The organism is Streptomyces sp. NPDC052701 (assembly GCF_040678355.1).
In the GTDB taxonomy this organism is placed as follows: domain Bacteria; phylum Actinomycetota; class Actinomycetes; order Streptomycetales; family Streptomycetaceae; genus Streptomyces.
The window spans coordinates 29750-53907 of the sequence record NZ_JBFATO010000040.1 but is presented as its reverse complement, the minus strand read 5'-3'; the positions used below and the strand labels follow the sequence as shown (position 1 = coordinate 53907).

19 protein-coding genes and 1 tRNA gene are annotated in these 24158 nt (G+C 73.8%); 9 read left to right on the top strand and 11 right to left on the bottom strand.

Annotated features, from left to right (window positions below; translation table 11 throughout):
• Nucleotides 1-48 precede the first annotated feature (48 nt).
• Entirely contained in the window at nucleotides 49-804 is a 756-nt protein-coding gene (locus AB0L29_RS30825; protein ID WP_365831780.1) for a YcnI family protein, read from the bottom strand.
• Between the two features lie 179 nt (nucleotides 805-983).
• Nucleotides 984-1796 carry a hypothetical protein gene (locus tag AB0L29_RS30820; RefSeq protein ID WP_365831778.1) on the bottom strand — a complete coding sequence of 271 codons (813 nt, stop codon included), beginning with the start codon at nucleotides 1794-1796 and terminating at the stop codon, nucleotides 984-986.
• A 221-nt stretch (nucleotides 1797-2017) separates the two neighbouring features.
• Here AB0L29_RS30820 and AB0L29_RS30815 point away from each other — a divergent pair, with 221 nt between their 5' ends.
• Complete coding sequence (locus AB0L29_RS30815; RefSeq protein ID WP_365831776.1) at nucleotides 2018-2476, top strand: ATP-binding protein; 459 nt, start codon at nucleotides 2018-2020, stop codon at nucleotides 2474-2476.
• A 143-nt stretch (nucleotides 2477-2619) separates the two neighbouring features.
• Here AB0L29_RS30815 and AB0L29_RS30810 read toward each other — a convergent pair whose 3' ends face one another.
• The 3 genes from AB0L29_RS30810 to AB0L29_RS30800 form a co-directional block, all read right to left on the bottom strand.
• The gene (locus AB0L29_RS30810; protein ID WP_365831774.1) at nucleotides 2620-3987 is read right to left on the bottom strand and encodes a PLP-dependent aminotransferase family protein; all 1368 of its coding nucleotides are present in this window, start codon (nucleotides 3985-3987) and stop codon (nucleotides 2620-2622) included.
• A gap of 104 nt (nucleotides 3988-4091) precedes the next feature.
• Nucleotides 4092-5555 carry an aminopeptidase P family protein gene (locus tag AB0L29_RS30805; protein ID WP_365831772.1) on the bottom strand — a complete coding sequence of 488 codons (1464 nt, stop codon included), beginning with the start codon at nucleotides 5553-5555 and terminating at the stop codon, nucleotides 4092-4094.
• A gap of 79 nt (nucleotides 5556-5634) precedes the next feature.
• The gene (locus AB0L29_RS30800; protein ID WP_365831825.1) at nucleotides 5635-7158 is read right to left on the bottom strand and encodes a PP2C family protein-serine/threonine phosphatase; all 1524 of its coding nucleotides are present in this window, start codon (nucleotides 7156-7158) and stop codon (nucleotides 5635-5637) included.
• 502 nt (nucleotides 7159-7660) lie between these two features.
• On the opposite strand from AB0L29_RS30800, the gene AB0L29_RS30795 reads away from it, so the two are divergent.
• Nucleotides 7661-8326 (top strand): bifunctional DNA primase/polymerase, encoded by a 666-nt coding sequence (locus AB0L29_RS30795; RefSeq protein WP_365831770.1) that lies wholly within the window; start codon nucleotides 7661-7663, stop codon nucleotides 8324-8326.
• 901 nt (nucleotides 8327-9227) lie between these two features.
• Here AB0L29_RS30795 and AB0L29_RS30790 read toward each other — a convergent pair.
• The 3 genes from AB0L29_RS30790 to AB0L29_RS30780 form a co-directional block, all read right to left on the bottom strand.
• Nucleotides 9228-10217 carry a DUF5926 family protein gene (locus AB0L29_RS30790; protein WP_365831768.1) on the bottom strand — a complete coding sequence of 330 codons (990 nt, stop codon included), beginning with the start codon at nucleotides 10215-10217 and terminating at the stop codon, nucleotides 9228-9230.
• A gap of 236 nt (nucleotides 10218-10453) precedes the next feature.
• The gene (locus AB0L29_RS30785; RefSeq protein WP_365831766.1) at nucleotides 10454-11092 is read right to left on the bottom strand and encodes an ATP-binding protein; all 639 of its coding nucleotides are present in this window, start codon (nucleotides 11090-11092) and stop codon (nucleotides 10454-10456) included.
• Nucleotides 11093-11249: 157 nt separating this feature from the next.
• A complete protein-coding gene (locus AB0L29_RS30780) occupies nucleotides 11250-12077 on the bottom strand; it encodes a glycerophosphodiester phosphodiesterase (protein WP_365831764.1) in 828 nt (275 codons plus the stop codon).
• Nucleotides 12078-12364: 287 nt separating this feature from the next.
• Here AB0L29_RS30780 and AB0L29_RS30775 point away from each other — a divergent pair, with 287 nt between their 5' ends.
• Nucleotides 12365-13816, top strand: a complete 1452-nt coding sequence (locus AB0L29_RS30775; RefSeq protein WP_365831762.1) for a trypsin-like peptidase domain-containing protein — start codon at nucleotides 12365-12367, stop codon at nucleotides 13814-13816.
• 63 nt (nucleotides 13817-13879) lie between these two features.
• Nucleotides 13880-13966 (top strand) — tRNA-Ser (locus tag AB0L29_RS30770).
• A 143-nt stretch (nucleotides 13967-14109) separates the two neighbouring features.
• Here the strand turns inward: AB0L29_RS30770 and AB0L29_RS30765 are convergent.
• Nucleotides 14110-14427, bottom strand: coding sequence for a hypothetical protein (locus tag AB0L29_RS30765; RefSeq protein ID WP_365831760.1), 318 nt, complete (start codon nucleotides 14425-14427; stop codon nucleotides 14110-14112).
• Between the two features lie 639 nt (nucleotides 14428-15066).
• Here AB0L29_RS30765 and AB0L29_RS30760 point away from each other — a divergent pair.
• From AB0L29_RS30760 to AB0L29_RS30750, 3 genes are all read left to right on the top strand, one after another.
• Nucleotides 15067-15795: a GntR family transcriptional regulator gene (locus tag AB0L29_RS30760; RefSeq protein ID WP_365831758.1), complete on the top strand. Its 729-nt coding sequence runs from the start codon at nucleotides 15067-15069 to the stop codon at nucleotides 15793-15795.
• 64 nt (nucleotides 15796-15859) lie between these two features.
• Nucleotides 15860-16687 carry a glycosyltransferase gene (locus AB0L29_RS30755; protein WP_365831756.1) on the top strand — a complete coding sequence of 276 codons (828 nt, stop codon included), beginning with the start codon at nucleotides 15860-15862 and terminating at the stop codon, nucleotides 16685-16687.
• A gap of 631 nt (nucleotides 16688-17318) precedes the next feature.
• Nucleotides 17319-18197: a DUF2637 domain-containing protein gene (locus tag AB0L29_RS30750; RefSeq protein WP_365831754.1), complete on the top strand. Its 879-nt coding sequence runs from the start codon at nucleotides 17319-17321 to the stop codon at nucleotides 18195-18197.
• Between the two features lie 557 nt (nucleotides 18198-18754).
• On the opposite strand, the gene AB0L29_RS30745 is transcribed toward AB0L29_RS30750, so the two are convergent.
• Nucleotides 18755-19624 (bottom strand): bifunctional DNA primase/polymerase, encoded by an 870-nt coding sequence (locus AB0L29_RS30745; RefSeq protein WP_365831752.1) that lies wholly within the window; start codon nucleotides 19622-19624, stop codon nucleotides 18755-18757.
• A gap of 424 nt (nucleotides 19625-20048) precedes the next feature.
• Here AB0L29_RS30745 and AB0L29_RS30740 point away from each other — a divergent pair, with 424 nt between their 5' ends.
• Both AB0L29_RS30740 and AB0L29_RS30735 read left to right on the top strand, forming a co-directional pair.
• Nucleotides 20049-20615, top strand: coding sequence for a SigE family RNA polymerase sigma factor (locus AB0L29_RS30740; RefSeq protein WP_365831750.1), 567 nt, complete (start codon nucleotides 20049-20051; stop codon nucleotides 20613-20615).
• 138 nt (nucleotides 20616-20753) lie between these two features.
• Nucleotides 20754-22400 carry a long-chain fatty acid--CoA ligase gene (locus AB0L29_RS30735; RefSeq protein WP_365831823.1) on the top strand — a complete coding sequence of 549 codons (1647 nt, stop codon included), beginning with the start codon at nucleotides 20754-20756 and terminating at the stop codon, nucleotides 22398-22400.
• Nucleotides 22401-22899: 499 nt separating this feature from the next.
• On the opposite strand, the gene AB0L29_RS30730 is transcribed toward AB0L29_RS30735, so the two are convergent.
• The gene (locus AB0L29_RS30730) at nucleotides 22900-24108 is read right to left on the bottom strand and encodes an MFS transporter (protein WP_365831748.1); all 1209 of its coding nucleotides are present in this window, start codon (nucleotides 24106-24108) and stop codon (nucleotides 22900-22902) included.
• Nucleotides 24109-24158 lie beyond the last annotated feature (50 nt).

Genomic DNA, 24158 nt, shown 5'->3' with positions numbered 1-24158 from the left:
GGCCCGTGGACGGGCCCCCGGCGCGCGCCGCTGATGACTGCGGCGGTCTCAGACGGTGGTGCGCCTACGGCCCGCGAGCACGCCGTAGGCCACGCCGGCCGCGCCGACGACGATGCCCACGACGCCCAGGACGCGGGCGGTGGTGTCGGTGCCGTCGGACTCGGCCTCGGACTCGGCCTCGGCGGAGGTGCCGGCGGAGGCGTTCCCGGCCGCCTCGGCGTCGTCGGAGGCGGCGTCGTCCGACGTGCCGTGCGCGTGCCCGTCCTCGGAGGCCTCGGACAGCGCCAGCACCGGCGCCGGGTTGTCGGGCTCCTCCTGGCCCTCCTGCGGCACCTCGATCCAGCGGACGACCTCCTTGTTGGAGTACGTCTGCAGGGCCTTGAACACGAGCTCGTCGGTGTCCTCGGGCAGCGCGCCGAGGGAGACCGGGAACTTCTGGAAGAAGCCGGGCTCGATGCCCTTGCCGTCGGCGGTCCAGGTGACCTTGGTGACCGCCTCGCCGATCTTCTTGCCGTGCAGTTCGAGCGGCTCGGGCAGCTTCGACTTGGTGACCTCGATGTCCCAGCCCTCGACCGGCGCCGGCATGACGGAGGCGATCGGGTGGTCGGTGGGGAAGGCGACCTCGAGCTTGGTGGTCGAGGCGTTGTCGCGCTCGTTGGGGACCTTGAAGCCGACGACCGCGTAGTCGCCCTTCGCGGCGGCGCCCTCGGGCTCCACGGTGACGTGCGCGAACGCGGGGGCGGACAGGGCGAGGGTGGCGGTACCGGCGACGGCGGCGACGGCGGCGATACGGGAAGCCTTCATGGCAGGAGCACTCCGCTTCGAGTGTGGTGTCGACGAGGGGGAACGGATGCGCGCGTGGAGGCCCCGGCCGGGCGGCCGTACGGCTCCCGGACGGCGGGCGCACGCGGCGCCGGGCGCACCCGCGCGGGCCGCGCGACGACGTCCCTGCCCCGGTGTGGCGGAGTGGTGGTGGCGTCGCGTCAGGCGGCCAGGGCGAGTGCGGCGGCGGCCGGCGGGCCGCGCCGGATCACCGTGTGCTGGAGCGCGGTGGCGGAGGGCTTCGGTGGCGCGGGCGGAGCGGTGCGCGGCGGACGCGGGAACCCCTCCGGGGCTCCCGGAAGCCCGGCGCGCAGGGCGCGCACCAGCGCGAGCGCCGCACGCAGGGACCGTACGAGTGCCCCCTCGGCGACACCGTGCGCCGACTGGGCCGACAGCTCCGCGAGCCGCAGCAGGGCCAGGTCGCCCCGGCGCAGCAGCCATCCGGCGACCAGTGCCGCGAGGAGGTGGCCGAGCAGCATCGGCAGGGACGGCAGCAGCGGTGCGGGGGAGTCCGCGGCGGTCGGCAGGGCGTCCGCCGGATGGTGCGCGCCGGGGCCCGTGGCCGGGTGGAGGCGCGCCTGCGTGAGGATCTCCCGGGCCCGGGCGGGACTGATCGCCGCCGCCGTCCCGCACGTCAGCCGCGCGGCCTGCCGGACCAGCGCGGCGTCGGACACGGCGGCCGTGGAGCCCGTCGCCGCGTGCTGGCCCAGCCCGAACAGCGTGTGCAGCACGGCCTGGCCGGCCGTCAGCAGGGCCACGATTCCCGGCAGCGCGCGTTCGCGCCCGGCGAGCGGCGCCGCCACCACGACCATCCCGAGGAAGCCCGCGCCCAGTGTCCACAGCGGGACCGCGGCGCAGGAGGCCAGCGCGTGACCGGCCCCGGCCAGCACGACGCAGACCGCGGCGAACACCGCGGCCCGCAGGATCCGGAGCTCGTGTCCGGGCCGCGCCGTGCGCGGCTGGGGGGCAGACATGGCGGGCTCATCATCCCACTGGCGCGGCCGGCTCCGTGCGCCAGGTCCGCACCCTGCCGTATGACCGGAAGGTCATCCTCTGTCCGCGCGCCCCCCACATACACCGGTCGCGCCCGGGACGCATCCGCCGTACGGGCGGCATCACGCCGACTTCGCGCTTACGGACGGACACTCAGGGCAATACGTAACGGTACGTCGAGCCGCGGCCAGGAGGCTGGAACATGAGCATCTGGTGGTCCGTCCATCTGCGGCGCGAAGCTGCGAGCGTGCCGCTCGCCCGGCGCCTGCTGCTCGGCACGATGGAGACCGCGGGCGTCGATCCCGACGTCTCCTACGACCTCTCCGTCGCCCTGAGCGAGGCCTGCGCGAACGCCGTGGAACACGGTGGGGACGACGCGCGGGACGACCGCTCGCAGGCGTACCGGGTGACCGCCTACCTCGACGGCGAGAAGTGCCGCATCGAGGTCACCGACGCGGGCCCCGGCTTCCCCGGCGCGGGCCGCCCCCGCCTCCAGGCCCGCTCCGTCCCGTCCGACGCGGAGCACGGCCGCGGCCTGTGCCTCATCCGGGAGCTCGCCGACCACGTCCACATCGGCAACGAACCGGGGCGGGGCGGTGCGGTGGTGAGCTTCGACAAGATCCTCAAGTGGCGGAAGGGCGCGCCGCTGATGGCGGTGTAGCGCCGCGCGGGCCGCCACGGCGGGCACCCGGGCCGTGTGCACGCCCCCGGCGGGACACCGCAGGGGCACCTCCCGCGCGACGGCGCGGCCGGCTTCCGGGGACCGCGCGGCCCGCGGGAGCCGAAGCGCCCGCGAACCGCCCCTCAGCCCTTCTCCAGCACCTTCCCCAGCGCCTCCAGCGCCTGCGGGTACACCCGCTCCCGGGGCGTCCCGTACCCCACGACCAGCCCCTGCGGCCGCCCCTCGCCCGGCGTGTGCCAGTGCTCGCCCAGGCTCCCCACCGCGAGCCCCTCCGCCTCTGCCCGGGCCAGTGCCTGAGCCTCGTCGCCGACCGGCACCAGCGCGTGCAGCCCGGCCGCGATCCCGCGGATGCGGCGCCGCGTCCCGAGCCGGTCCAGGAGCTGGTCCCTGCGCCGCCGGTAACGCAGCCGGCAGGCGCGCACGTGCCGGTCGTACGCGTGGCTGTCGATCAGCTCGGCGAGCGCGAGCTGGCCGATGGACTCGGTGTGGTGGTCGCTGTGCAGCTTGGCGTCGGCGACCTCGTCGACGAGGTGGGGCGGCAGCACCATCCAGCCCAGGCGCAGCGCGGGTCCCAGGGTCTTGGAGGCGGTGCCCAGGTAGACGACCTGCCCCGGCGCCATGCCCTGGAGCGCGCCGACGGGCTGCCGGTCGTAGCGGAACTCCCCGTCGTAGTCGTCCTCGACGATCAGCCCGCCCCGCGCGCGTGCCCAGTCGGTGAGCGCCCGCCGCCGCTCGGGGTGCAGGGTCACGCCCGTCGGGTACTGGTGGGCGGGCGTGACGACGACGGCCCGGGCGTCGCCCAGGTCCCCGGCGCGCGCGCCCCGCTCGTCGACCCGCACGGGCACCACGGTCCCGCCGTTGTGCCGCACCACCTCCCGGTGGAACGGCAGCCCGGGATCCTCCATGGCGATCTCGCCGCCGTCCAGCACGCGCGTGAGGAGGGCCAGCCCCTGTACGTACCCGGAGGTGATCACGATCCGCTCCGGCGGCGCGATCACCCCGCGCGCCCGCCCCAGGTAGCCGGACAGCGCCGTGCGCAGCTCGATCCGGCCGCGCGGATCGCCGTAGTCGTACGCCAGGGAGGGCGCCGTCGCGATCGCCCGGCGCAGCGCCCGCAGCCAGGCCGCCGCGGGGAACGCCCCCACGTCGGGGCTGCCGGGCCGCAGGTCGAAACGCGGCGCACGCGCGTGTGCCGGGGCGTCCGGCTGCTCGGCGGGGACGGACGGCAGCGCGGCGACCCGGGTGCCCGAGCCCTGCCGCGCCGTCAGGTACCCCTCGGCGACCAGCTGGTCGTACGCCGCCTTCGCGGTGCCGCGCGAGACGCCGAGCTCGGCCGCGAGCCGCCGGGTCGCCGGCAGCCGCGTCCCGGGCGCCAGCCGCCCCTCGCGCACGGCGTCCCGCAGGGACCGCTCCAGCCGCGCTCTCCGCCCCTGCGCCGAGTCCGGCTCCAGATGCAGGTCCACCCCGACACCGGACCAGAAGTCCGTCACGAAACCCTCCCCCTGGGCGCGTCAAAAACCCAGGGGACCTGCGTGGTCCCCCGGGCACACCGATGGCCGGGTACCCCGTGCGGCACCCGGCCATCCCTCGTGCGTCAGCCCTTGAGGGCCGCCATCCACGCCTCGACCTCGTCCGACCGCCGGGGCAGCGCGGCGCTCAGGTTCCGGTTGCCGTCCTCGGTGACCAGGATGTCGTCCTCGATGCGCACGCCGATGCCCCGGTACTCCTCGGGCACGGTCAGGTCGTCGGCCTGGAAGTACAGGCCCGGCTCGACCGTGAGCACCATGCCGGGCTCCAGGGTCCCCTCGACGTAGGTCTCGGTCCGCGCTGCCGCGCAGTCGTGGACGTCCATGCCGAGCATGTGGCCGGTGCCGTGCAGCGTCCAGCGGCGCTGCAGGCCCAGCTCCAGGACCCGCTCGACCGGGCCCTCGACCAGGCCCCACTCGACGAGCCGTTCGGCCAGCACGCGCTGGGCCGCGTCGTGGAAGTCCCGGTACTTGGCGCCCGGCCGCACGGCCGCGATGCCGGCCTCCTGGGCCTCGTACACGGCGTCGTAGATCTTCTTCTGGATCGCGTCGAAGCGGCCGTTGACCGGCAGCGTGCGCGTGACGTCGGCGGTGTAGTACGTGTGCGTCTCCACGCCCGCGTCGAGCAGGAGCAGGTCGCCGGAGCGGACCGGGCCGTCGTTGCGCACCCAGTGCAGGGTGCAGGCGTGCGGGCCGGCGGCGGCGATGGTGCCGTAGCCGACGTCGTTGCCCTCCACGCGCGCCCGCAGGAAGAACGTTCCCTCGATGTACCGCTCGCTGGTCGCCTCGGCCTTGTCCAGGACCTTCACCACGTCCTCGAAGCCGCGCACCGTGGAGTCGACGGCCTTCTGCAGCTCGCCGATCTCGAAGTCGTCCTTGACCAGCCGCATCTCGGAGAGGAAGACGCGCAGCTCCTCGTCCCGCTCGGCGGTGACCTTGTCGGTCAGCGCGGCCTCGATGCCGGCGTCGTGGCCGCGCACGACCCGCACCGGTCCGGTGGCCTCGCGCAGCCTGCCGGGCAGCTCGCGCACGTCGGAGGCGGGGATGCCGTACAACTGCTCGGCCTCGGTGAGGGAGTGGCGGCGGCCGACCCACAGCTCGCCCTGGCCGTCCAGCCAGAACTCGCCGTTCTCGCGGTTGGAGCGCGGCAGCAGGTAGATCGTCGCCTCGTGGCCCTCGCCCCGGGGCTCCAGGACGAGGACGCCGTCCTCGGTCTGGTTGCCGGTGAGGTAGGCGTACTCGACCGACGCGCGGAACGGGTAGTCGGTGTCGTTGGAGCGGACCTTGAGGTTGCCCGCGGGGATCACCAGGCGCTCGCCCGGGAAGCGCGCGGACAGCGCGGCACGGCGCGCGGCGGTCTCGGCGGCCTGGGGGATCGGCTGCAGGTCACGCAGTTCGGTGTCGGCCCAGCCGCTCTTCATGTTCTCGGCGAGCTCGTCGGACACGCCCGGATACAGGCCGTTCTTGCGCTGCTTGATCGGCTCTTCCTCGGCGGTTTCCGGGGTCTCCGGGAGCTCCTCGGCCACGGTCATCCTCCTCGATACGGCACTGGACCGCCTCCCATCGTACGGACGCGGCGAAAGGGGCCCACGGCCGGACGAGCGGGACGCGTCACTCGAAGCGCGCCGCCAGCAGCACCACGTCCTCCTCGCTGTCCGTCGCGTCCCGCCCGTCCGGCAGCACGGTCCGCAGGACGTGGTCGGCGACCGCGCCCGGGTCGCCCCGCAGCGCCCTGGGGACGCCGGCCGCCGCCGCGTGCAGGCGGGCGAAGGCGCGGTCGGTGGCCTCGCCGGTGCGGTGCAGCAGTCCGTCGGTGTACAGCAGCACCGTCTCGCCGGGCTCCGCGTGGACCTCCACGCTCGGCGCCTCCCAGCAGGCGAGCATGCCCAGGGGGGCCGAGACGGAGGTCTCCACGAACTCCGTGCGGCGGGCGCCGATCAGCAGCGGCGGGCTGTGCCCGGCGCCGGCCAGCGTGATCTTGCGGGCCGCGGGCTCGCAGTAGCCGAACAGGGCGGTGGCCGAGCGGGCGGGCTCGGTCAGCCGCAGCAGCAGCTCCAGGTCGGACAGCACGGCGACCGGGTCCTCGCCCTCCATCACCGCGTACGCCCGCAGGGAGGCCCGCAGCCGGCCCATCGCGGCGACGGCGCTGGGCCCCGACCCGGTGACGGACCCGACGGCGAGGCCGAGCGCGGCGTCCGGCAGCGGCAGCGCGTCGTACCAGTCGCCGCCGCCGCGCGGCCCGGCGCGGCGGCGGGCCGCGAGCTGGACGCCGGCGACGCGCGGCAGGCGGGAGGGGAGCAGTTCCTCGGACATGGTCGCCAGGTACGCGCGCGTGCGCTCGACCTCGAGGAGCCGGGCGAGGTGCTCGGCGGCGTAGCGGGCGTACAGGCCGGCCAGGTGGCGGCGGCGCTCGGACGGTTCGGCGGGTTCGTCGTAGAGCCACGCGGCGGCGCCCAGGCGGCCGGCGGCGCCGGTGGACAGGGGGAGGGCGTAGCTGGCGGCGAAGCCGAGGCGGGCGGCGACCTCGCGGTGGCGCGGGTCGAGCCCCTCCTCGGCGAACAGGTCGGGCTGGGTGATCTCCCGGTCGCCGTCCGGCAGTCCGGCCGCCGTGTCCAGGAGCCGCCCGTGGGGCAGGGAGCTGCGCGGCACGGTCTCGATGTGGCCGAGGTCGGCACGGCCCAGGCCGAGGCCGACGGTGGTGTCGGGGCCGAGGCCGTCGGCGGGTTCCAGCACGACCAGGCCGCGCCGGGCGCCCACCAGGGCGGCCCCGGCGTGCAGCAGTTCCTCCAGGGCCGCGGTGAGCGTGTGGGTGCGGGCCAGGCGTTCGGTGAGTTCGTGGAGCGTCGTGAGGTCCGACACCCAGCCGGCGAGACGGTCCTGCAGGACGGCGGCGGGCGCGTTCAGGGGGCTCGGCGGGGCGGCCGGTGAGGAACCCGCGGGGGCGGACGCGACAGTGTGTGCGGGAGCCGGAACCGTTGAATCGATTCCGGCCACTTTCGAGGGGTGCGGGGCGTTCATGATGTCCGGCTTTCCGACCGGTGCGTACTGCTCAAAAGCATCGCAAACCCCCATGTCATTCTGCGTCGCCGGCAGTGTCTCCACATGTACACGCACTCGTAAGGAGATGTCCAGCATTGTCCTGCTGGGATTCCTGGTGTCCATGAGGCTGGAGTGAACTCCCTCTCGGCCTCTTGCAGAAAAGCGAATTTGGCTTAAAACTGCCTGAGGGGACGGCTTATTGCGGTCGACTGGGCTTGCTCGACGGAGCGTCACAGCGGTCGTGATGGGTACCTACTCGGTGAAGGCCAGGGGCGGTTGGGAACTGCCCGGAACCTGGCGGCTGACCCGGGCGTCCTATCCACCGACGACCGTGCCCCATCCTCCCGTGGCGGAGGCGGAGAGAAATACGCGCGACGGCAAACGCCAGACTTCGCCACCCCACGCCATGCCCATGCTTCCGATGGACGTTGTGTGGGCGGAACAGCTGCGGACGCAGTCAGTGCTCCACCCATGGGGGTTCCCCTTGTCTGCGGCAGGGGTGTGATGCGCCAACAGGTACGCACAGTGAAGTGATCGACACATGGTGTGATGTGACCCACGGTGTTGCCAGGCGTGCAACGGAAAGGAACGAGCGCTCATGCGCGAGATCCTCGGAAGGCGACGCAGGCTCCTGTCCCGACGGAAGGACGGCAGGCCTGAGTTGATCGACGCGGCCCTGACCTTCGCGACGGAGTGGCAGTGGCCCGTGCTCCCGGGCGTGACGGCGGATCCGCGGGGCGGGTCCCGCTGCGGCTGCCCCGACCCGGACTGCACGGTGCCCGGCGCGCATCCCTTCGACCCCGGCCTCCTCGCGGCCACCACCGACGCGCGCATGGTGCGCTGGTGGTGGAGCAACCGGCCCGGCGCCCCGATCGTCCTGGCCACCGGGGGCAAGGCGCCCTGCGCGGTCTCCCTGCCCGCGCTGCCGGCCGCCCGCGCCCTCGCCGCCCTCGACCGCCGCGGCATGCGGCTCGGCCCCGTCGTCGCCTCCGCCGCCCGCTGGGCGATCCTCGTCAAGCCGTACTCCATGGAGCAGCTCGGCGAGCTGCTGTACGCCAAGGACTTCGTGCCCGGCTCCCTCCGCTTCCACGGCGAGGGCGGCTACCTGGCCCTGCCTCCCTCCGAGACCGGGCACGGCGAGGTCCGCTGGGAGCGTGCCCCGCTGCCCGGTTCGGCCTCGCCGTGGGTGCCCGACGTGGAGGCCGTGGTGGACGCCGTGGTCGAGGCCCTGACCCGTACGGGTGTGAACGCGCCCGAGGTGTGAGGGTGCCGGGCGCGCCCGCGCCCGGCACCCGCCCCGGGACGTCGTCCTCCGGGGCCATGCCGCGTCGTGCCGGGGCCGGGGCCGGGCCCGGGATCCCCGATGAGTCCGTCCGCCCTCGGCGTCGTGGTGGCGTGCGCGGTCGCGCTGCCGCCGGCCGTGGCGTCCGCGGGTCCCGTCCGCGACCGGACCGCTCCCGTCCCGGACGCCGTACGGCCCGCCCCGCGCGACGCGGCGAGGCGCCCGCCGCCCCGCCGCCCCCGGGTCTCGGCCTGTCCACCGCCGTGCGCCGCGGACCCGGCCTCTCCTCCCCCGACGGCATCCAGGCACAGAACTGCGTGGTCGCGCGGGCGAGGACACCTGGGCGCGGACCCGCCACCGCGACACGACCGGCGAGGCGCTGGACGCCGTGCTCGGCCTCATGGGCCCGACGACCGGACCGTGCGGCTGCGCCGCGCGGTGGGTACCGGGGACGAGCCCGGGACGAGCCGGGACGTGCGAGACACCCAGGGGGCGCAGCCGGGGGGGCCTGGCGGCGTACACCGCCGTCGCGGAGTTCGCGGAGTTCGCGGAGTTCGCGGAGTTCGCGGGCCGGTCCGGACGGGGGCGCTGCTGCCGCGGCCGGGAAGCAAATCGCCGACGGGAAGGGCATGTGACGCCCTGCTGCGGTGGGCGGGCGGCGGCCCGCACGGAAAGACCCGGTTGCTGGCGACGGGGGATGCACCAGCAACCGGGCTATGGGAACGGTAACAAGAGATCGGCGGTTCGCAAATTCGATCTCATTCTTTCCGGTCACCGACTGGCTTGCCCGTAAGGGGAGTTGTCCGGGACGCGCCCCTCGCGGGCCCCGGTCCGGGGGCCCGGCTGAACGGCCGGTCAGCCGGACCGGGGCGTCGTCGGCACCTCAGCTGAGCGTGACCTGGCGGTTGGTCAGGCCGCCGCGCGCGCGGCGCTCGTCGGCGGTCAGCGGCGCCCGGTCGGCCAGGGCCTCGGCGAGGCGCTCGGCGAACTCGGCGGCCGGCTTCTCCACGTCCTGCGCGCCGACCCCGCTCGGCAGGTCCCACACCGGCACGGTGAGCCCGTGAGCGCGGAAGGAACCCACGAGACGGGTGCCGTCGCCCAGGCTCGACCGGCCGGCCGCGTGCAGGCGCGCGAGCGCGTCCAGAAGCTGCTCCTCCGGATGCGGCATGACCCAGCGCAGGTGGTTCTTGTCCGGCGTCTCGCACCAGTACGCGGCGTCCACGCCCTGGAGCCGGACGGTCGGGATCGCCGCGGCGTTGGCCCGTTCCAGCGAGGCGGCCACCTCCGCGTTGGCGTTCTCCGGGTCCGGGACCCAGAACTCGAAGCCGCTGTGCACAACTGGCTCGAACGCGCCTTCCGGGTCGAGCAGGTCCTGCAGCCGCGGACCGTCGGCCGGAGCGCGGCGGCCCTGCACCGGCGTGCCGGGCTGCGCCTCCAGGGCCCGCCGGAGGGTGTCGGCGAGGTCGCGGCTGATGTCGCCCGAGGCGGTGTCGTTCTGCAGGCCGAGCAGTACCGAGCCGTCGTCGCGGCGCAGGGCGGGCCAGGCCATCGGCAGGACCGTGGCCAGCGTCACCGACGGGACGCCCGCGGGCAGGCCGCCCTTGAGCGTCAGCTCGACCGTGGCGGCCGGCACCAGTTCGCGCAGCGCCACCCAGTCGCACTCGCCCGGCAGGCCCTCGAACGGGCGGCGCACCAGCTCGGTCGCGGCCTGTGCGGCGGCCCGGCCGTGACAGGCCTTGTAGCGGCGGCCGCTGCCGCAGGGGCAGGGCTCGCGGGCGCCGACGACCGGAATCTCCCCGTCAGCGCCTCCGGCGCGGGCTCCGTCCGTGAGCTGCGGGCGCTTGGCCTTCGTCTGCGGTCGCTTCTTGGCCATCGTGGGTGTCTCCCGGTTACGGCTCGTCTCGTACGGGCGGGAGCCTAGCCGTTCGCGTCGGCGGTGACGGGACGCTGCGGACGACGTGCCGTCCGCGGACGACGCGTCGCCCGGGGACGGCCGGCGGGATGGCCCGGGGGCCGCCGGGAACGGGGCCGGTCCCGCGCCGGGTCAGGGAGCGGATCAGCCCTCTGGCCGGGGCGGAGCGGGCCGCGCGGGTCCGGGCGGGTCCGGGATCAGTCGATGTCCTCGAACGCGTCCGTGAAGTCCAGGCCCGGCATCTCGGAGATCCGCGGGGCGGTGACGCGCGTCGCGAAGTCGTCGCGGCGGTGTCCGGCGTCCGGGTCGTACACGTCGTCGTGGACGACCACCCACACCGTGACCTCGCCCCGGACGTCGTCCCGCACGCCCCAGTCGTCGGCCAGCGCGGTGACGATGTTCAGCCCGCGTCCGCCGTGCGCGGTGACCGAGGGCGTGGCCGGCGCCGGGCGGGTCGGGCCGCCGCCGTCCGTGACCTCGACGACGAGCCGGCCGCCCGGGTCCACGCGCCATGCGGCGCGGACGTCGCCGTCCCCGGCCAGGGCGTCGCCCAGGGGCCGGCCGTGCTTGCACGCGTTGCTCAAGAGTTCGGAAAGGATCAGTACGGCGTCGTCGATGACCGGTTCCGCCACGCCACCCCTGCGCAACTGATCACGCATCCGGTGCCTTGCCTCCCCCACGCCCGCAGGGCCATGGGGTACGGCCATGCTCGACGACGTGGGCACCTCCTGTGCCACCACCAACGCCACCCCCGAGACCTCCTTCGCCCCACGCCACGGTGTGGATGCCCCATTGGCCTGTACCGGAAACCGGCCGGTCCGCGTCCGGAGAGGCATTCGCAACGATCGAATACGCACCGAACGCGCCGGAGCACTCCTTGTAAGCGTATGGCTGGATTTCGTCGGTGTGGCCGAGACGTGAGGATGCGCCCGCCGGACGGCGGGGGTCAAGGGGCGTGCGGTAAGTGTGAGGCGGCAGTGACGCGGGAGGCGTTCACCGGCCGAGCTGGTCGAGCACCGCGCGCGGGCGGTTGGTGATGATCGCGTCGACGCCCAGGTCCACGCAGAGGTCCACGTCCCGGGGTTCGTTCACCGTCCACACGTGCACCTGGTGGCCGGCCTGCTTGACGCGCTCCACGTAGGCGGGATGGTTGCGCACGATCCGGATCGAGGGGCCCGCGATCCGGACGCCCGCGGGCAGCCGCCCGTCGCGCAGCCGGGGGGAGAGGAACTGCGTCAGGTGGACCGTCGGCAGCGTCGGCGAGGCGGCGCGCACGCGGTGCAGCGACCGCGCCGAGAAGCTCATGACGCGGACCGGCGACTCCTCCGGGGAGGCCGGGGCGTCGAGGCCGAACCGCTTCAGCAGGACGAGGAGCCGTTCCTCGACCTGTCCCGCCCAGCGCGTGGGGTGCTTGGTCTCGACGGCCAGCTCCACCCGGCGTCCGGCGTCGGCGACGAGTTCGAGCAGCCGCTCCAGGGTGAGGACCGAGGTGGCCTCCCGGTCCTCCGGGCGGTGCTCCCAGTCGGGCTCCTCGCCGCGCCCCCCGAGGGCCTCGCGGGTCTTCCAGGAGCCGAAGTCCAGGGTGGCGAGGTCGGCGAGCTCCAGGGCGGAGACCGCGCCGCGGCCGTTGGACGTACGGTTGACGCGACGGTCGTGGACGCACACCAGGTGCCCGTCGGCCGTCAGGCGCACATCGCACTCGAGGGCGTCGGCACCGTCCTCGATCGCCTTCCGGTACGCGGCCAGGGTGTGCTCCGGGGCGTCCTCGGAGGCCCCGCGGTGGGCGACGACTTGAATCAGCTGCTGCCGTGCGTGGGTCACCGCGTCATGGTGCCACCACGCGCGGGTAGACGTCCGGTCGGACGGACCGGGCGGATACGGCGGTCCGGACGGAGGCACCGGGATTGCATCCTTATCGCTAGTAATGACCTATATAAAGAATGACCCAGGACCCACAGCCACCGCTTACGGTGCCCTGACGGCCGGTGGGAAAAGCTGACGGCATACAAAAGGACATGCGCAGCCGCATCGCGCCGGACGCCGACCTGCGTGAACGGGCGTGACCGAGTGCGACCGAGAACAACAGCCGTGGACCGAGGAGAGAAGCTGTGAGCACCGAGAACGAGGGCACCGCGGTACCCCCCGCCCCGTCCGCACCTCCCGTGCCGGTGGATGCTCCCGCTGCTCAGACGCACCAGGAGCGCGCGGCCGCGGACGGTGGCACGCCGGCCGCGGCGAGCGCGCCGGGCGCCCACGCACAGGGAACCCCCGACCAGCCGGGCCACGGCTCCGTTCCCGGTCCGGCCCCCGCCGGCCCCGGCTCGGCGCCCCACGCCTCCTGGCCCCCGCCCCCGCCGCCGTCCACCCCGTCCTACGGCGACGGCGGCGCGGGATACGGCGCGGGCGGCTGGGGCTCGTCGTACCAGCCGCCGGCGCCGAAGGCCGGCCGCGGGCGCGGCGGCCTGGTCGCCGCGGTCCTGGCGGCCGCGCTGGTCGCGGGCGGCGTGGGCGGCGGCCTCGGCTACACCCTGGCCAGGAACAACGACGACACCGGCTCGACGACGGTCTCCGCCTCGACCAGCGGCGGCGACGTCAAGCGTGACCCGGGCACGGTCGCGGCCGTGGCGGCCAGGGCGCTGCCGAGCACGGTCACCATCGAGGCCGAGAGCGACAGCGGCGAAGGCGGCACCGGCACCGGCTTCGTCTTCGACACCCAGGGCCACATCGTCACCAACAACCACGTGGTGGCGGGCGCCGTCGACGGCGGCAAGCTCACCGCGACCTTCCCCAGCGGCAAGAAGTACGACGCCGAGGTGGTCGGCCACGCGCAGGGGTACGACGTCGCGGTCATCAAGCTCGAGAACGCCCCCTCCGACCTCAAGCCGCTCACCCTGGGCGACTCCGACAAGGTGGCCGTCGGCGACTCGACGATCGCCATCGGCGCCCCCTTCGGCCTGTCCGACACGGTGACCACGGGCATCATCAGCGCCAAGAACCGCCCGGTGGCCTCCAGCGACGGCACCGGCAGCCAGGCCTCCTACATGAGCGCCCTGCAGACCGACGCCTCGATCAACCCGGGCAACTCCGGCGGCCCGCTGCTGGACGCCCAGGGCAACGTCATCGGCATCAACTCCGCGATCCAGTCCACCGGCAACGGCGGCTTCGGCACCGGCCAGTCCGGCTCGATCGGCCTGGGCTTCGCCATCCCGATCAACCAGGCCACGTACGTCGCCCAGCAGCTGATCAAGACCGGCAAGCCGGTGTACGCCAAGATCGGCGCCTCGGTCTCCCTGGAGGACACCTCGGGCGGCGCGCAGATCACCGACCAGGGCGCCGGCGGCTCCGAGCCGGTCGAGCCGGGCGGCCCCGCCGCCAAGGCCGGTCTCAAGCCCGGCGACGTCATCACCAAGCTCGACGACCGGGTGATCGACTCCGGCCCGACCCTGATCGGCGAGATCTGGACCCACAAGCCCGGCGACAAGGTCACGATCACCTACGAGCGCGGCGGCAGGGAGCGCACGGTCGAACTCACCCTGGGCTCCCGCGTCGGCGACAACTGACCCACGCACGCGCGGGCCGACCCGTTACCCTTGTCCCCGCGCCGCCGATCACGGCCGGCGCGGGGAGGCGTGCCCGAGCGGCCGAAGGGAACGGTCTTGAAAACCGTCGTGGCAGCGATGTCACCGTGGGTTCAAATCCCACCGCCTCCGCGCGATGAGCAGTGAGAACGGCCCCTGACCGGGGAGATCGGTCAGGGGCCGTCGTGCTGCGTGCCATCCGTGAGTGCCCGTCGCTCCCCGGTGTTTCCCGCTCGATCGGGCACGGCTGGGGCACGGGATCTGGGCCGTACGCGTCACTTCCTGCGGACGGACACGAGCGCCAGCCCCATGCTCGCGAGCAGCACGAACACCACGAGCGAGGCGAAGAACAGGGCCTCGACCCAGCCGGCGTTCGCACCCGTGAGCGTGCCGTCCGCGGACGCGCATGCCACCTCCGGCGGAAAGCTCTGCCGACGCAGGTCGCCACAGGTGTTCGGCAGATCGTCATTCACGACGTACGCGTTCACCCAGCAAAGCGCCCAGCTGACGAGGAAGACACCCAGCGAGGCCGAGGAGACGCCCCACAACGCGGTCGGGCGGACTGCCGCGGAGCCCGTCGGAGATGCCGTCATGCCCGGGAGCGTACCGGCTGATCTTCCTGGCGCTGTGACCAAACCGGTTATCCGACCACCCCCTCCATACCCGCTCCTCACCCCAGCTCCCACGCCCCGTCCGTACGACCGCATGGGCCGGGCGGGCGGGCGAAGCGACCGGCCGCAGCGCTGGACGCTGCGAAGCCGGAAGAGGGGCAACCCGGCTTCCCCGGTGCACCGTTGGTACGGAGCACCGGTCCCGAGCCGGACGAGTCGGGCGCGCCATCGTCACCGCTCCGACGCCGGCAGGGCGGCGCGTACCAGGTGGCATCCCCGGGCCGGCCTCCGGCAGAGAAGGAGGATCCCCAGGACTGTTCTCCGGAGCCGATGCACGGACAGGACGCGTTCTCCCGCCTCGAAGCGGCCGCCGGCGGCCGTGACCGGGGTTGCCACGGGGACGGCGAATCGCATCCCGTCCACTTGGCACGCTGTCGAGTCGTCAAGCCTCCGGGCTTCGATCCCGAGGCAAACCAGATCGGTGAAAGCATGTCGTGATGGATCCGGCACCAAAGGGAAGTGACACACCGCCACGGCTCGCTCAGCAACCAACGCAACCTGGATCCAGGCATCTTGCGTTGCTCTTTGTGTGAGGGTTACGCCGGGTGGAACAGTGCACTCATGGCGTACACGTCGAAGTACCTGGAGCTGGCGGATGCACCGGCCGCTCGGATCCGGAGGGGGGAGTGCGCACCCGGTGACCGGTTCCCCACCGTGAACGAGCCGGCCGGAGCGCACAGCGTGGCACCCGGCACCGCCAGCCGGACGGTGCAGGTGCTCGAGGAACGCGGTCCGCTCTCGGGCAAGGCCGGCGGCACCACCCGGGTGCGTGTGCAGCCGCCCCACCAGGTCAGGGCCAACGCCCGCTACCAGGTGGAGAAGGATCTCGTCCTCCGGCCGGAAGAGGAGCGCGCGACCGCCGGCGTCGCGGAACTCGACTCCGGCGTGTCGCTGTCGACCACGTACGAGGACCGGGTCGAGCTGGACGTGATCCCGGCCCCGCCTGACGTGGCCGGGTTCCTCGGGCTGGAGACGGGAGCCCTGGTCCTGCGCCGCACCAGCACTCGCCGGCACGAGCAAGGCGCAGGCGCCGACAGGTCCGTCTCGTACGTGCCGCACGACCTGGCCGGCCGGAACCCGCGACTCTTCGGCCTGGAACGAGAGCCCTGGCCCGGCGGAGCTCTGCACCGACTCCACACCGTGGGCATCGAAGTCGACCGCATCGAGGACCGGGTGGCAGCCTCGATGCCCACCGCCGCTGAGACGGAAGCACAGGACGTCCCCCGGGAGTTCCGGTGCTCCGGGCGAGGAAAGTTTCGTACTCCACGGCCGGTCAGGCCGTGGAGGTGACCGACATACCGCTGCCTGCGGACCGCGTGGAAATCCGTTACGTCACACCCCTGGGGCGATGGTCATGACCCGAATCATCAGCGTGGTGACTCCCGTCTACGACGGAGGGGAGAAGTACCTGCGCGAAGCGTACGAGTCCGTTCGGGACGAGCGTGAGCGTCTTCCCGACGGGTGGGACGTGCAGTGGTTAGTCCAGGAAGACGGGACCACGGGCAGGCCGCTGGAAGCCATTCCGAGCGAGCCCTGGATCTCGCCCGGGATGGCGGGTAAGGGCGGCGCCGGGGTGGCGCGCACATCGACCCTGTCGCGCGCGACCGGCGAGTTGGTACGCACGCTCGACGCGGACGACATGATCACCCCCGGGGGCCTGGCCCGGGACATCGCTGCGATGGAGGAGCACCCGGAGATGGGATGGTGCATCTCCGCGGGGCTGGACCTGCTGCCGGACGGGTCCACGGTCGCCGGGCCGTACGACCCCCCGGAGGGGCCCCTCACCTATGAGACGCTGCTGACTGCGTACGATCAAGATCGTTTTCCGGTTGTGGGGACACATCTGACGGCGCGAACGCCGCTGCTCCTCGCGGTGGGGGCGTGGCCGGCCCTGCCGGCATGGGAGACGATCGCCGTGGTTCTTTCCTGCGCCGCCGTCTCCGACGGGTGGATGATCCAGGCGCCGGGTGGCTTCTACCGAAAGCATCCCGACCAGACGACCGCGCAGACCGACTACGTCGGAATCACTGACGCGGATCAGCTTCGAGTCGTCATCAGGGCGCAGGCCGAAGCCCTGCGTGCCTCCGGCTGGCGGTGGCGCGGCCAACCTCCGGCCAACATGGCTCGGAGGAAGCGGCTCGGAGCATCTGAGGCGCAGGTCAGCACACATCTGGACGCGTGAATACGGCTGGCCCCGGAAACCGCCGTGGCAGCGATGTCACCGTGTGGCCGGGGTGCAGGCGCGGACAGGTCGTACGGGCATCGGTGCCGGTCGCGCCCGATGGGGGTTCCCGGCCGGGGCGAGCGGACGGGGCGTGTCGTGCCCCGCGGCGACCGTGCCGCAGTGGATGAATCCTTTCCCGGTGATCACCGCCGGGCGGTGCAGTCCGTGTTGGATTTTCATACAGCGGTATATAGGGGTGGAGTTGATTGCGACAAAATAATTTTCCGTGGATTCCTTCACCCGTTCGCCGCAGCACCCGTCACGGTGGGTGTGCGTTAGTTGAAGCATGACGAAGGCAACTGGGGACGGTTTTTTCGGCATTCTTGCAGCTCAGGGGCGGGTGGGTGAGCCGGTTGGCCTAGCGGTGGCGTGGGGGCCGCACACCTGTGTTCCCGCTCCCGGGCACTCGTCGGCCACCGCCGGCGGAACTCTGACCAAAGGCGGACTCCCGGTCACGCCCCGGGGGGCCGAGTCGCTGTTTCGGAAATTCCTGGAAGTGATGATCCGCCTGGAATCCGGGATCTCCCGCCGTTGGATCGGCGCCCGATACCGTTCCGCATTCTCCGGAGCGGAATAGTCGGGCCGCATCATGTACAACGAACAAACCGACCGCCGTGGCGTTTTCGATCATCCGGGCGTGTTCCAGGAGGCCGGCACGGGCCGGCACCGAGCCCCCGCGGACGTTTTTCTGGACCACCCGGTACCGGCCGACCTGATCTGGGATCCCGCCGAAGAACTGGCCTTCATGCTGCAGGACGCCATGGAGGAGGAACGCGAGCTGCGCCCGAGGATCCCCGCGGCTCGCGAGGAGGCCGCGGCTCGCGAGGAGGCCGCGGCTCGCGAGGAGGCACCGGCCGACGGTCCGGCGCCCGGCACGCCACTGGACGACCTGCAGGAGATCACGGCGGAACTGCCGCCGTTGAGGCAGGCTTCCGGGGGGCACCGCAAGGTCCGTGAACGCCGGCGTCTCGACTACCTGCGCATCCTCAGCCTGTTCATCGCCGGGCTGGCGGCGGCCATCGCGTCCGCGGTGAGCTTCCTCGGCGGCATGGTCGCCTACGGTCCCCTGTACATCGTGGCCGAATCCCGCGCGTCGAGCGGCATGGCCCCCTGGTGGCCCCTGCTCGTGTACGGGCCTTGGCTGGTGGGGGCCCTCTCCGTCCTGCGGGCCGCGCTGCATCGGCGACGCGCCCTCCACTCCTGGTGCGTGGTGCTCTTCTTCTCGGCGACCGCGGTCCTGATGTGCGTCATGCAGACGCCGAGGTCGATCACGGGCCACGCGGCGGCGGCCCTGCCGTGCATCGCGTCGCTGGCGTGCTTCCAGCAACTGGTCCGCCAGATCACCCTGACCCGCCCGCCCCGGCGCGCCTTGCCCCGGCACCGGCTGCGGCGTCCCGCCCCGGACCTCCTCGTGGCCGAACCGGCGCCGTGCGAGGCGTCACGGAATCCTTTGCGCAAACCGCTGTGAGACGGGGAGCCGGCGGGCCCGAGGGAATGCCGGCGCCTTGAGGGCTGCGGGCGCCGCCCGGACCCGCCGACGCCCTGCGCGCCCGGGCCGCCCGCCGCCTCGGTGCGCTGGGGACGCGGGGGCCAGGAGCGGGGGGGTGAGCGGTGTCCCCTCCCGCGTCACGGCTCGCAGCCCCGAGCCGGTTCCTCCCACCGCGCCTCCCGCGGCGCCGGCTCCGCGGCGCAGCCGGACGGGACGCGCGCGATGGGCCGGAACCGGACGACGGCGAGGCGGGAGCGGTGCGGACGGGCCTGCGGGGGCGGCCCTCCGGCACGCCGCCGTACGTCGGCGCGAGCCGCGGCTCGAAGAGGCCGATCCGGCGGCCGGAGGCCAGGACGGCGCGGGCGAGTGCCATGGCGGGCACCCCGAGGCGGTGGCGCATGGCGGTGGCGCATGGTGGTCTTCCGGCTCTCGGGGCGGTGCCCGCCCCGCTGACGGGCGGCTTTCCGGCCCTGTCACGCGGGGCCGCCCGGGTGTCCGGCGCGGCCCCGCGGCTCCTGCGGTCCCGCCGGCCCCTGTCACGGCCGGTGTCCGGTCATCCGCGCCGCCGACGCGATCGTCGCGCGGGCCTCGCGTTCGGACAGGCCCGTGTCGAGGGCCGCGTCGACCAGGGGCTCGACCAGAGCGGGGCCGATGCCGTCCTCGTAGGCGCGGCAGGCCGCCCAGAACAGGCGGGTGTTGCGCTGGCCCTCGTGGGCGGCGAGCACGAACTGCACGAGGCCCTGGCCGTGCCCGCCCGCCGACGGGGGCGTGGCGGGGTGGTGCCGGCGGGGCGGTGGGAGCAGGAGCCGCAGGAGGGAGCGTGGGCAGGCGGCGGGCGGCAGGTGCGCGGTGCCCGGAGCTGTCGTGTACACGCCGTGGTCGGTACGGGAGCCGGGGCCGACCAGGTAGCCGCCGGCGCCGCGGATGTCGATGCCGGGGGCGAGACGGCCCGCCGAGTTGGGGACGACGACGTCGGGCGGGCCGCTGAGCCACAGGTGCCGGCCGCCGCTCGGGGTCAGCACGACCACCGTGGCGGGGATCGTGAACAGGTGGCGCAGGGCCAGTTCGCGCAGCGCGGCCGAGGCGTCCGTGCCGGTCTTCACGTCCAGGTCGACGCCGATCAGGTGGTGCGGGGGCAGTCCGCAGGCGATGCCGTAGCCGGTCGCCCGGGGCGCGGCGGCGAACAGTTCGCGGATGCGGGCCGGGTCGGTGGAGGCGTCGTGGACCCCGTGGCCGGGGCGGCCGCACTCGCCGTGGCAGGGGACGGGGTCGGGGTCGTCGCGGTGGGGGGAGCGCAGGGCCGGAAGTTTCGTCCGGGACAGGGGGATGACGGCCAGTCCGCGTTCGGCGGCTGACAGGGCGTGCGCGAGGGCCAGCGTCGTGGCCTGCCGGTCGGTGGTGGCCATGACGCTATTTTCGTACTCGTGTTCGAAAAAGAAAAGGGGGCGTGGGTGCGGCGCGCCGGGGCGAGCCGGGTGGTCACGGCCTCGGCCGGGGCGGCGGCAGTGTGGCCGTCGGCTTCGCGCCGCCGTGGGGGTGGCCCGAGGGGGGCGGGTGCGGCGCTGCCGGTCCCCTCGCCTCCCGTACGGCTGTGCTCCGGCGCCGCCGCGCGGGCTTTCCCGTACGAGGCGCGGGCGGGGGAGGGGCGGTCCGCGTGCTCCGCGGGTCGGCGCCCGAAGGGCCGACCCGCAGGGGCGAACCCTCAGCTCGCCTCCTCCCCCCGTCCACCTTCAGGAGGTGCAGCCGGCCCCGCCCCTACAACCTGAGGCGGACTCGTCTTCGGCACCTGCGGCCGATCCGCGCCGGGCCCCCCGCTCATAGCGTTGAGCCATGACCACACCCGTCTGCACCAGCGCTTCGGACGCCGCTGCTCCAGCGACAGCGACGCGGACCCTCCCGTACCCGTCGTTCTCGTCGTACATGAGGGCCCGTCAGCCGGTGCTGCTGCGTACCGCCCGGTCGCTGACCGGGAACCCCAGCGACGCGGAGGACCTGCTGCAGACCGCGCTCACCAAGACGTACGTCGCCTGGGAGCGCATCGAGGACCACCGCGCGCTCGACGGCTACGTGCGCCGGGCCCTGCTGAACACGCGGACGTCCCAGTGGCGCAAGCGCAAGGTGGACGAGTTCGCCACCGACGAGCTGCCGGAGCCGGAGCCCGTGCCCGGCTGCGACGACGACCCGGCCGAGCGGCAGGCGCTGCACGACGCGATGTGGCGGGCGATCATGCGGCTGCCCGCCCGGCAGCGGGCGATGGTCGTCCTCAGGTACTACGAGGACCTCAGCGAGGCCCAGACCGCCGAGGTGCTGGGCGTCTCCGTCGGCACGGTGAAGTCGGCCGTGTCCCGGGCCCTGGGCAAGCTCCGGGACGACCCTGAGCTCGAACTTGTTCGATAGTGGGCCGAAGCGTCCGATGACGTCGCCCGATCGATCACCCCGGGCCTAGTGACATACCGCGTGGTATGGGCGCAGAATCAGCGCAGCCCTTACCGCCACGCAGGCAATGTCGCTCGGGAGGACGCCGTGCTGAGCACCATGCAGGACGTACCGCTGCTGATTTCGAGGATCCTGACCCACGGGTCGACGATCCACGGGACGTCGCAGGTGACCACGTGGACCGGTGAGGGCGAACCGCACCGCCGCACCTTCGCCGAGATCGGTGCCCGCGCCGCCCAGCTCGCCCACGCGCTGCGGGAGGACCTCGGGGTCGTCGCCGACGAGCGGGTGGCCACCCTGGCCTGGAACAACGCCGAGCACGTGGAGGCGTACTTCGCCATCCCCTCCATGGGCGCGGTGCTCCACACCCTCAACCTGCGCCTTCCGGCCGAGCAGCTGGCCTGGATCGTCGACCACGCCGCCGACCGGGTGGTCATCGCCAACGGTTCGCTGCTCCCGCTGCTCGCCCCCCTGCTGCCGCACCTGAAGACGGTCGAACACGTGGTCGTCTTCGGTCCCGGTGACCGCTCCCCGCTCGCCGACGCGACCGCGCGGGTGCACGAGTACGAAGACCTGCTCGCCGGAAAGCCGACCGTGTACGACTGGCCGGAACTGGACGAGCGCCAGGCCGCCGCCATGTGCTACACCTCCGGCACCACCGGCGACCCCAAGGGCGTGGTCTACAGCCACCGTTCCATCTACCTGCACTCCATGCAGGTCAACATGACCCAGTCCATGGGCCTGACCGACCAGGACACCTCGCTGGTCGTGGTCCCGCAGTTCCACGTCAACGCCTGGGGGCTGCCGCACGCCACCTTCATGACCGGCGTGAACATGCTGATGCCGGACCGCTTCCTGCAGCCGGCCCCCCTCGCCGAGATGATCGAGACCGAGCGGCCCACCCACGCGGCCGCCGTCCCCACCATCTGGCAGGGCCTGCTCGCCGAGCTGACCGCCAGGCCCCGGGACGTCTCCTCCCTCACCCAGGTCACCATCGGCGGCTCCGCCTGTCCGCCCTCCCTCATGGAGGCGTTCGACGAGCTGGGCATGCGGGTCTGCCACGCCTGGGGCATGACCGAGACCTCCCCGCTCGGCACGGTGGCCCGTCCCCCGGCCCACGCGGTCGGCACCGACGAGGAGTTCGCCTACCGCCTCACCCAGGGCCGCTTCCCGTCCGGTGTCGAGGCCCGCCTCACCGGCCCCGGCGGTGAACGCCTCCCCTGGGACGGCAGGTCCGCCGGCGAGCTGGAGGTCCGCGGCCCGTGGATCGCCGGCGCCTACTACAACGGCCCCGACGCCGAACCCCTGCGCCCGGCCGACAAGTTCAGCGCCGACGGCTGGCTGAAGACGGGCGACGTGGGGACGATCTCCCCCGACGGCTTCCTCACCCTCACCGACCGCGCCAAGGACGTCATCAAGTCCGGCGGCGAGTGGATCTCCTCGGTCGAGCTGGAGAACGCCCTGATGGCCCACCCGGACGTCGCCGAGGCCGCCGTGGTGGCCGTCCCCGACGACAAGTGGGGCGAGCGCCCGCTGGCCACGGTCGTCCTCAAGGAGGGCGCCACCGCCGACTTCGAGACCCTGCGCGCCTTCCTCGCCGACGAGGGCAGGATCGCCAAGTGGCAGCTCCCGGAGCGCTGGACGGTCATCGAGTCGGTGCCGAAGACGAGCGTCGGCAAGTTCGACAAGAAGGTGCTGCGCAGGCGGTACGCCGAGGGGGAGCTGGACGTCACCCGGCTCGGCTGAGTCCGCCGGGTTCCGCGGAGCCCCTGGCTGCCGCCGGGGCTCACCCACCCGGGGCGGCGCGCCGCCCGTCCCCGGTAACGCCGAGGACCGGGCAGGTGCGCCGGGCGAACCGTGCGGCCCGTGCGTGGGGCCCCCGGCGGAGCCGCCGGGGCTCCACGCCGGGGTGTCCGTCGAGGTCGGGCGGTGAGACGGCCGGACCACCGCTCGGGCCCTGGCGGAGGATTTCCGGCAGGGTGCCGGACGGGCCGGCCGCGACGTCGCGGAGGTTCCCCGGCAAGGGCCGCAGGTCCCTGCCACCGGGCCAGGCGCGGTCGTCCCGACCCACGGGTGTGTGATCTCCGCGCACGGGACGGCCCGTCCGCCCTTCCTTCCCGGCGCCGGTCGGACGGCGCGCAACCAGTACCGCGGAGCGACTCCCCGGCCGCCCCGGCCGCCCCGGCCGCCCCGGCCAGGACGGCCAGGACGGCCAGGGCGACCGCGGCCGGCGCGGCCCGTCGCTTCACCGCCGCGGCCGGCTCAGCCCCCACCCCAGGACCAGCCACAGCCCCGCCACCGCGCACACCCCTCCCCAGTCGAAGTGGGCGAAGGCGGTTCCCGCGAGGGCCGAGGCGACGGCGCCGCCCGTGAAGCCGGCGACGACGTAGGCCGTATTGGCGGTGGCCGGGGCGGAGGTGGTCGTCAGGGCCAGGGTCTGGTTGGCGACGTGCGAGGCGACCAGCGCCGCGTGGAGGGCGAGCGCGGCGGCGAACAACGCCCCCATCACCTGCCCGCCCAGCCAGAACAGCGGCACGGACACGGCGGCGAGCAGATAGGCGGACCGCACGACCCTGGCGGCGCCGAAGCGGTCGACGAGTCCGCCCGCCAGCGGGGCCACCACGCTGGCCGCGAGGCCGAAGAGGCCGAAGAGACCGGCGGTGGCGGTGGACAGCCCGTAGGCCGGCCCCGTCAGCAGCAGCGCGAGCGAGGTCCACAGCGCGCTCCACGCGCCGAACATCCCGGCCTGCCGCAGGCAGGCGCGTCGCAGGTCGGGCGAGCTGCGGACCACCGACGGCAGGGCGGCGAGGCCGGACGGCGGGGAGCCGCCGTCCCGGGCCCGCCGCCTCGACGGCAGGGCGTACGCGGTCGTCAGCCCCAGGGCGGCGGTCAGCACGGCCGCGCCCGCGAACACCCACCGCCAGCCGAAGGTCTGTCCGGCCAGACCGCCGAGCACACGGGCCGCGACGATGCCGGTGAACAGTCCGGCGATCACGGCCGCGACGTGGCGGGCGCGGCGGTCGGCGGGCGCGCGTTCGGCGACCAGCGGGACGAGCAGCTGGGGGATGACGGTGGCGGCCGAAGCGACGAAGACGGCGGCCGCCAGCGTGGTCGTCCCCGGTGCCGCCGCGCTCGCGGCGAGGGAGAGGGTGGTGACGACCGTGAGGGCGGCGACCAGGCGGCGCTGGTTCACGCGGTCGCCGAGCGGGGCGAAGAGGAGCAGGCCGACGGCGTAGCCGAGCTGTGCGACCGAGGCGATCCAGGCGACGGCCGAGGGGGTCGAGCCGAAGTCGTGGGCCATCAGGGACAGCAGAGGAGCGGCGAGGTAGATGTTGGCCGCCGTGACCGCGCTGCAGGCGGCGAGCAGGGTGAGGAAGAGGACGGCCGCCGTGGCGCGGGGCCCCCGGGCGGGAACCGGGCGGGTGGTGCGGCGGGTCGGGCTTGCTGAAGGCATGCGCGGGTGACTCCTTCGAGCCTGCTCTAGTAACCAACCAGTTGGTTGCG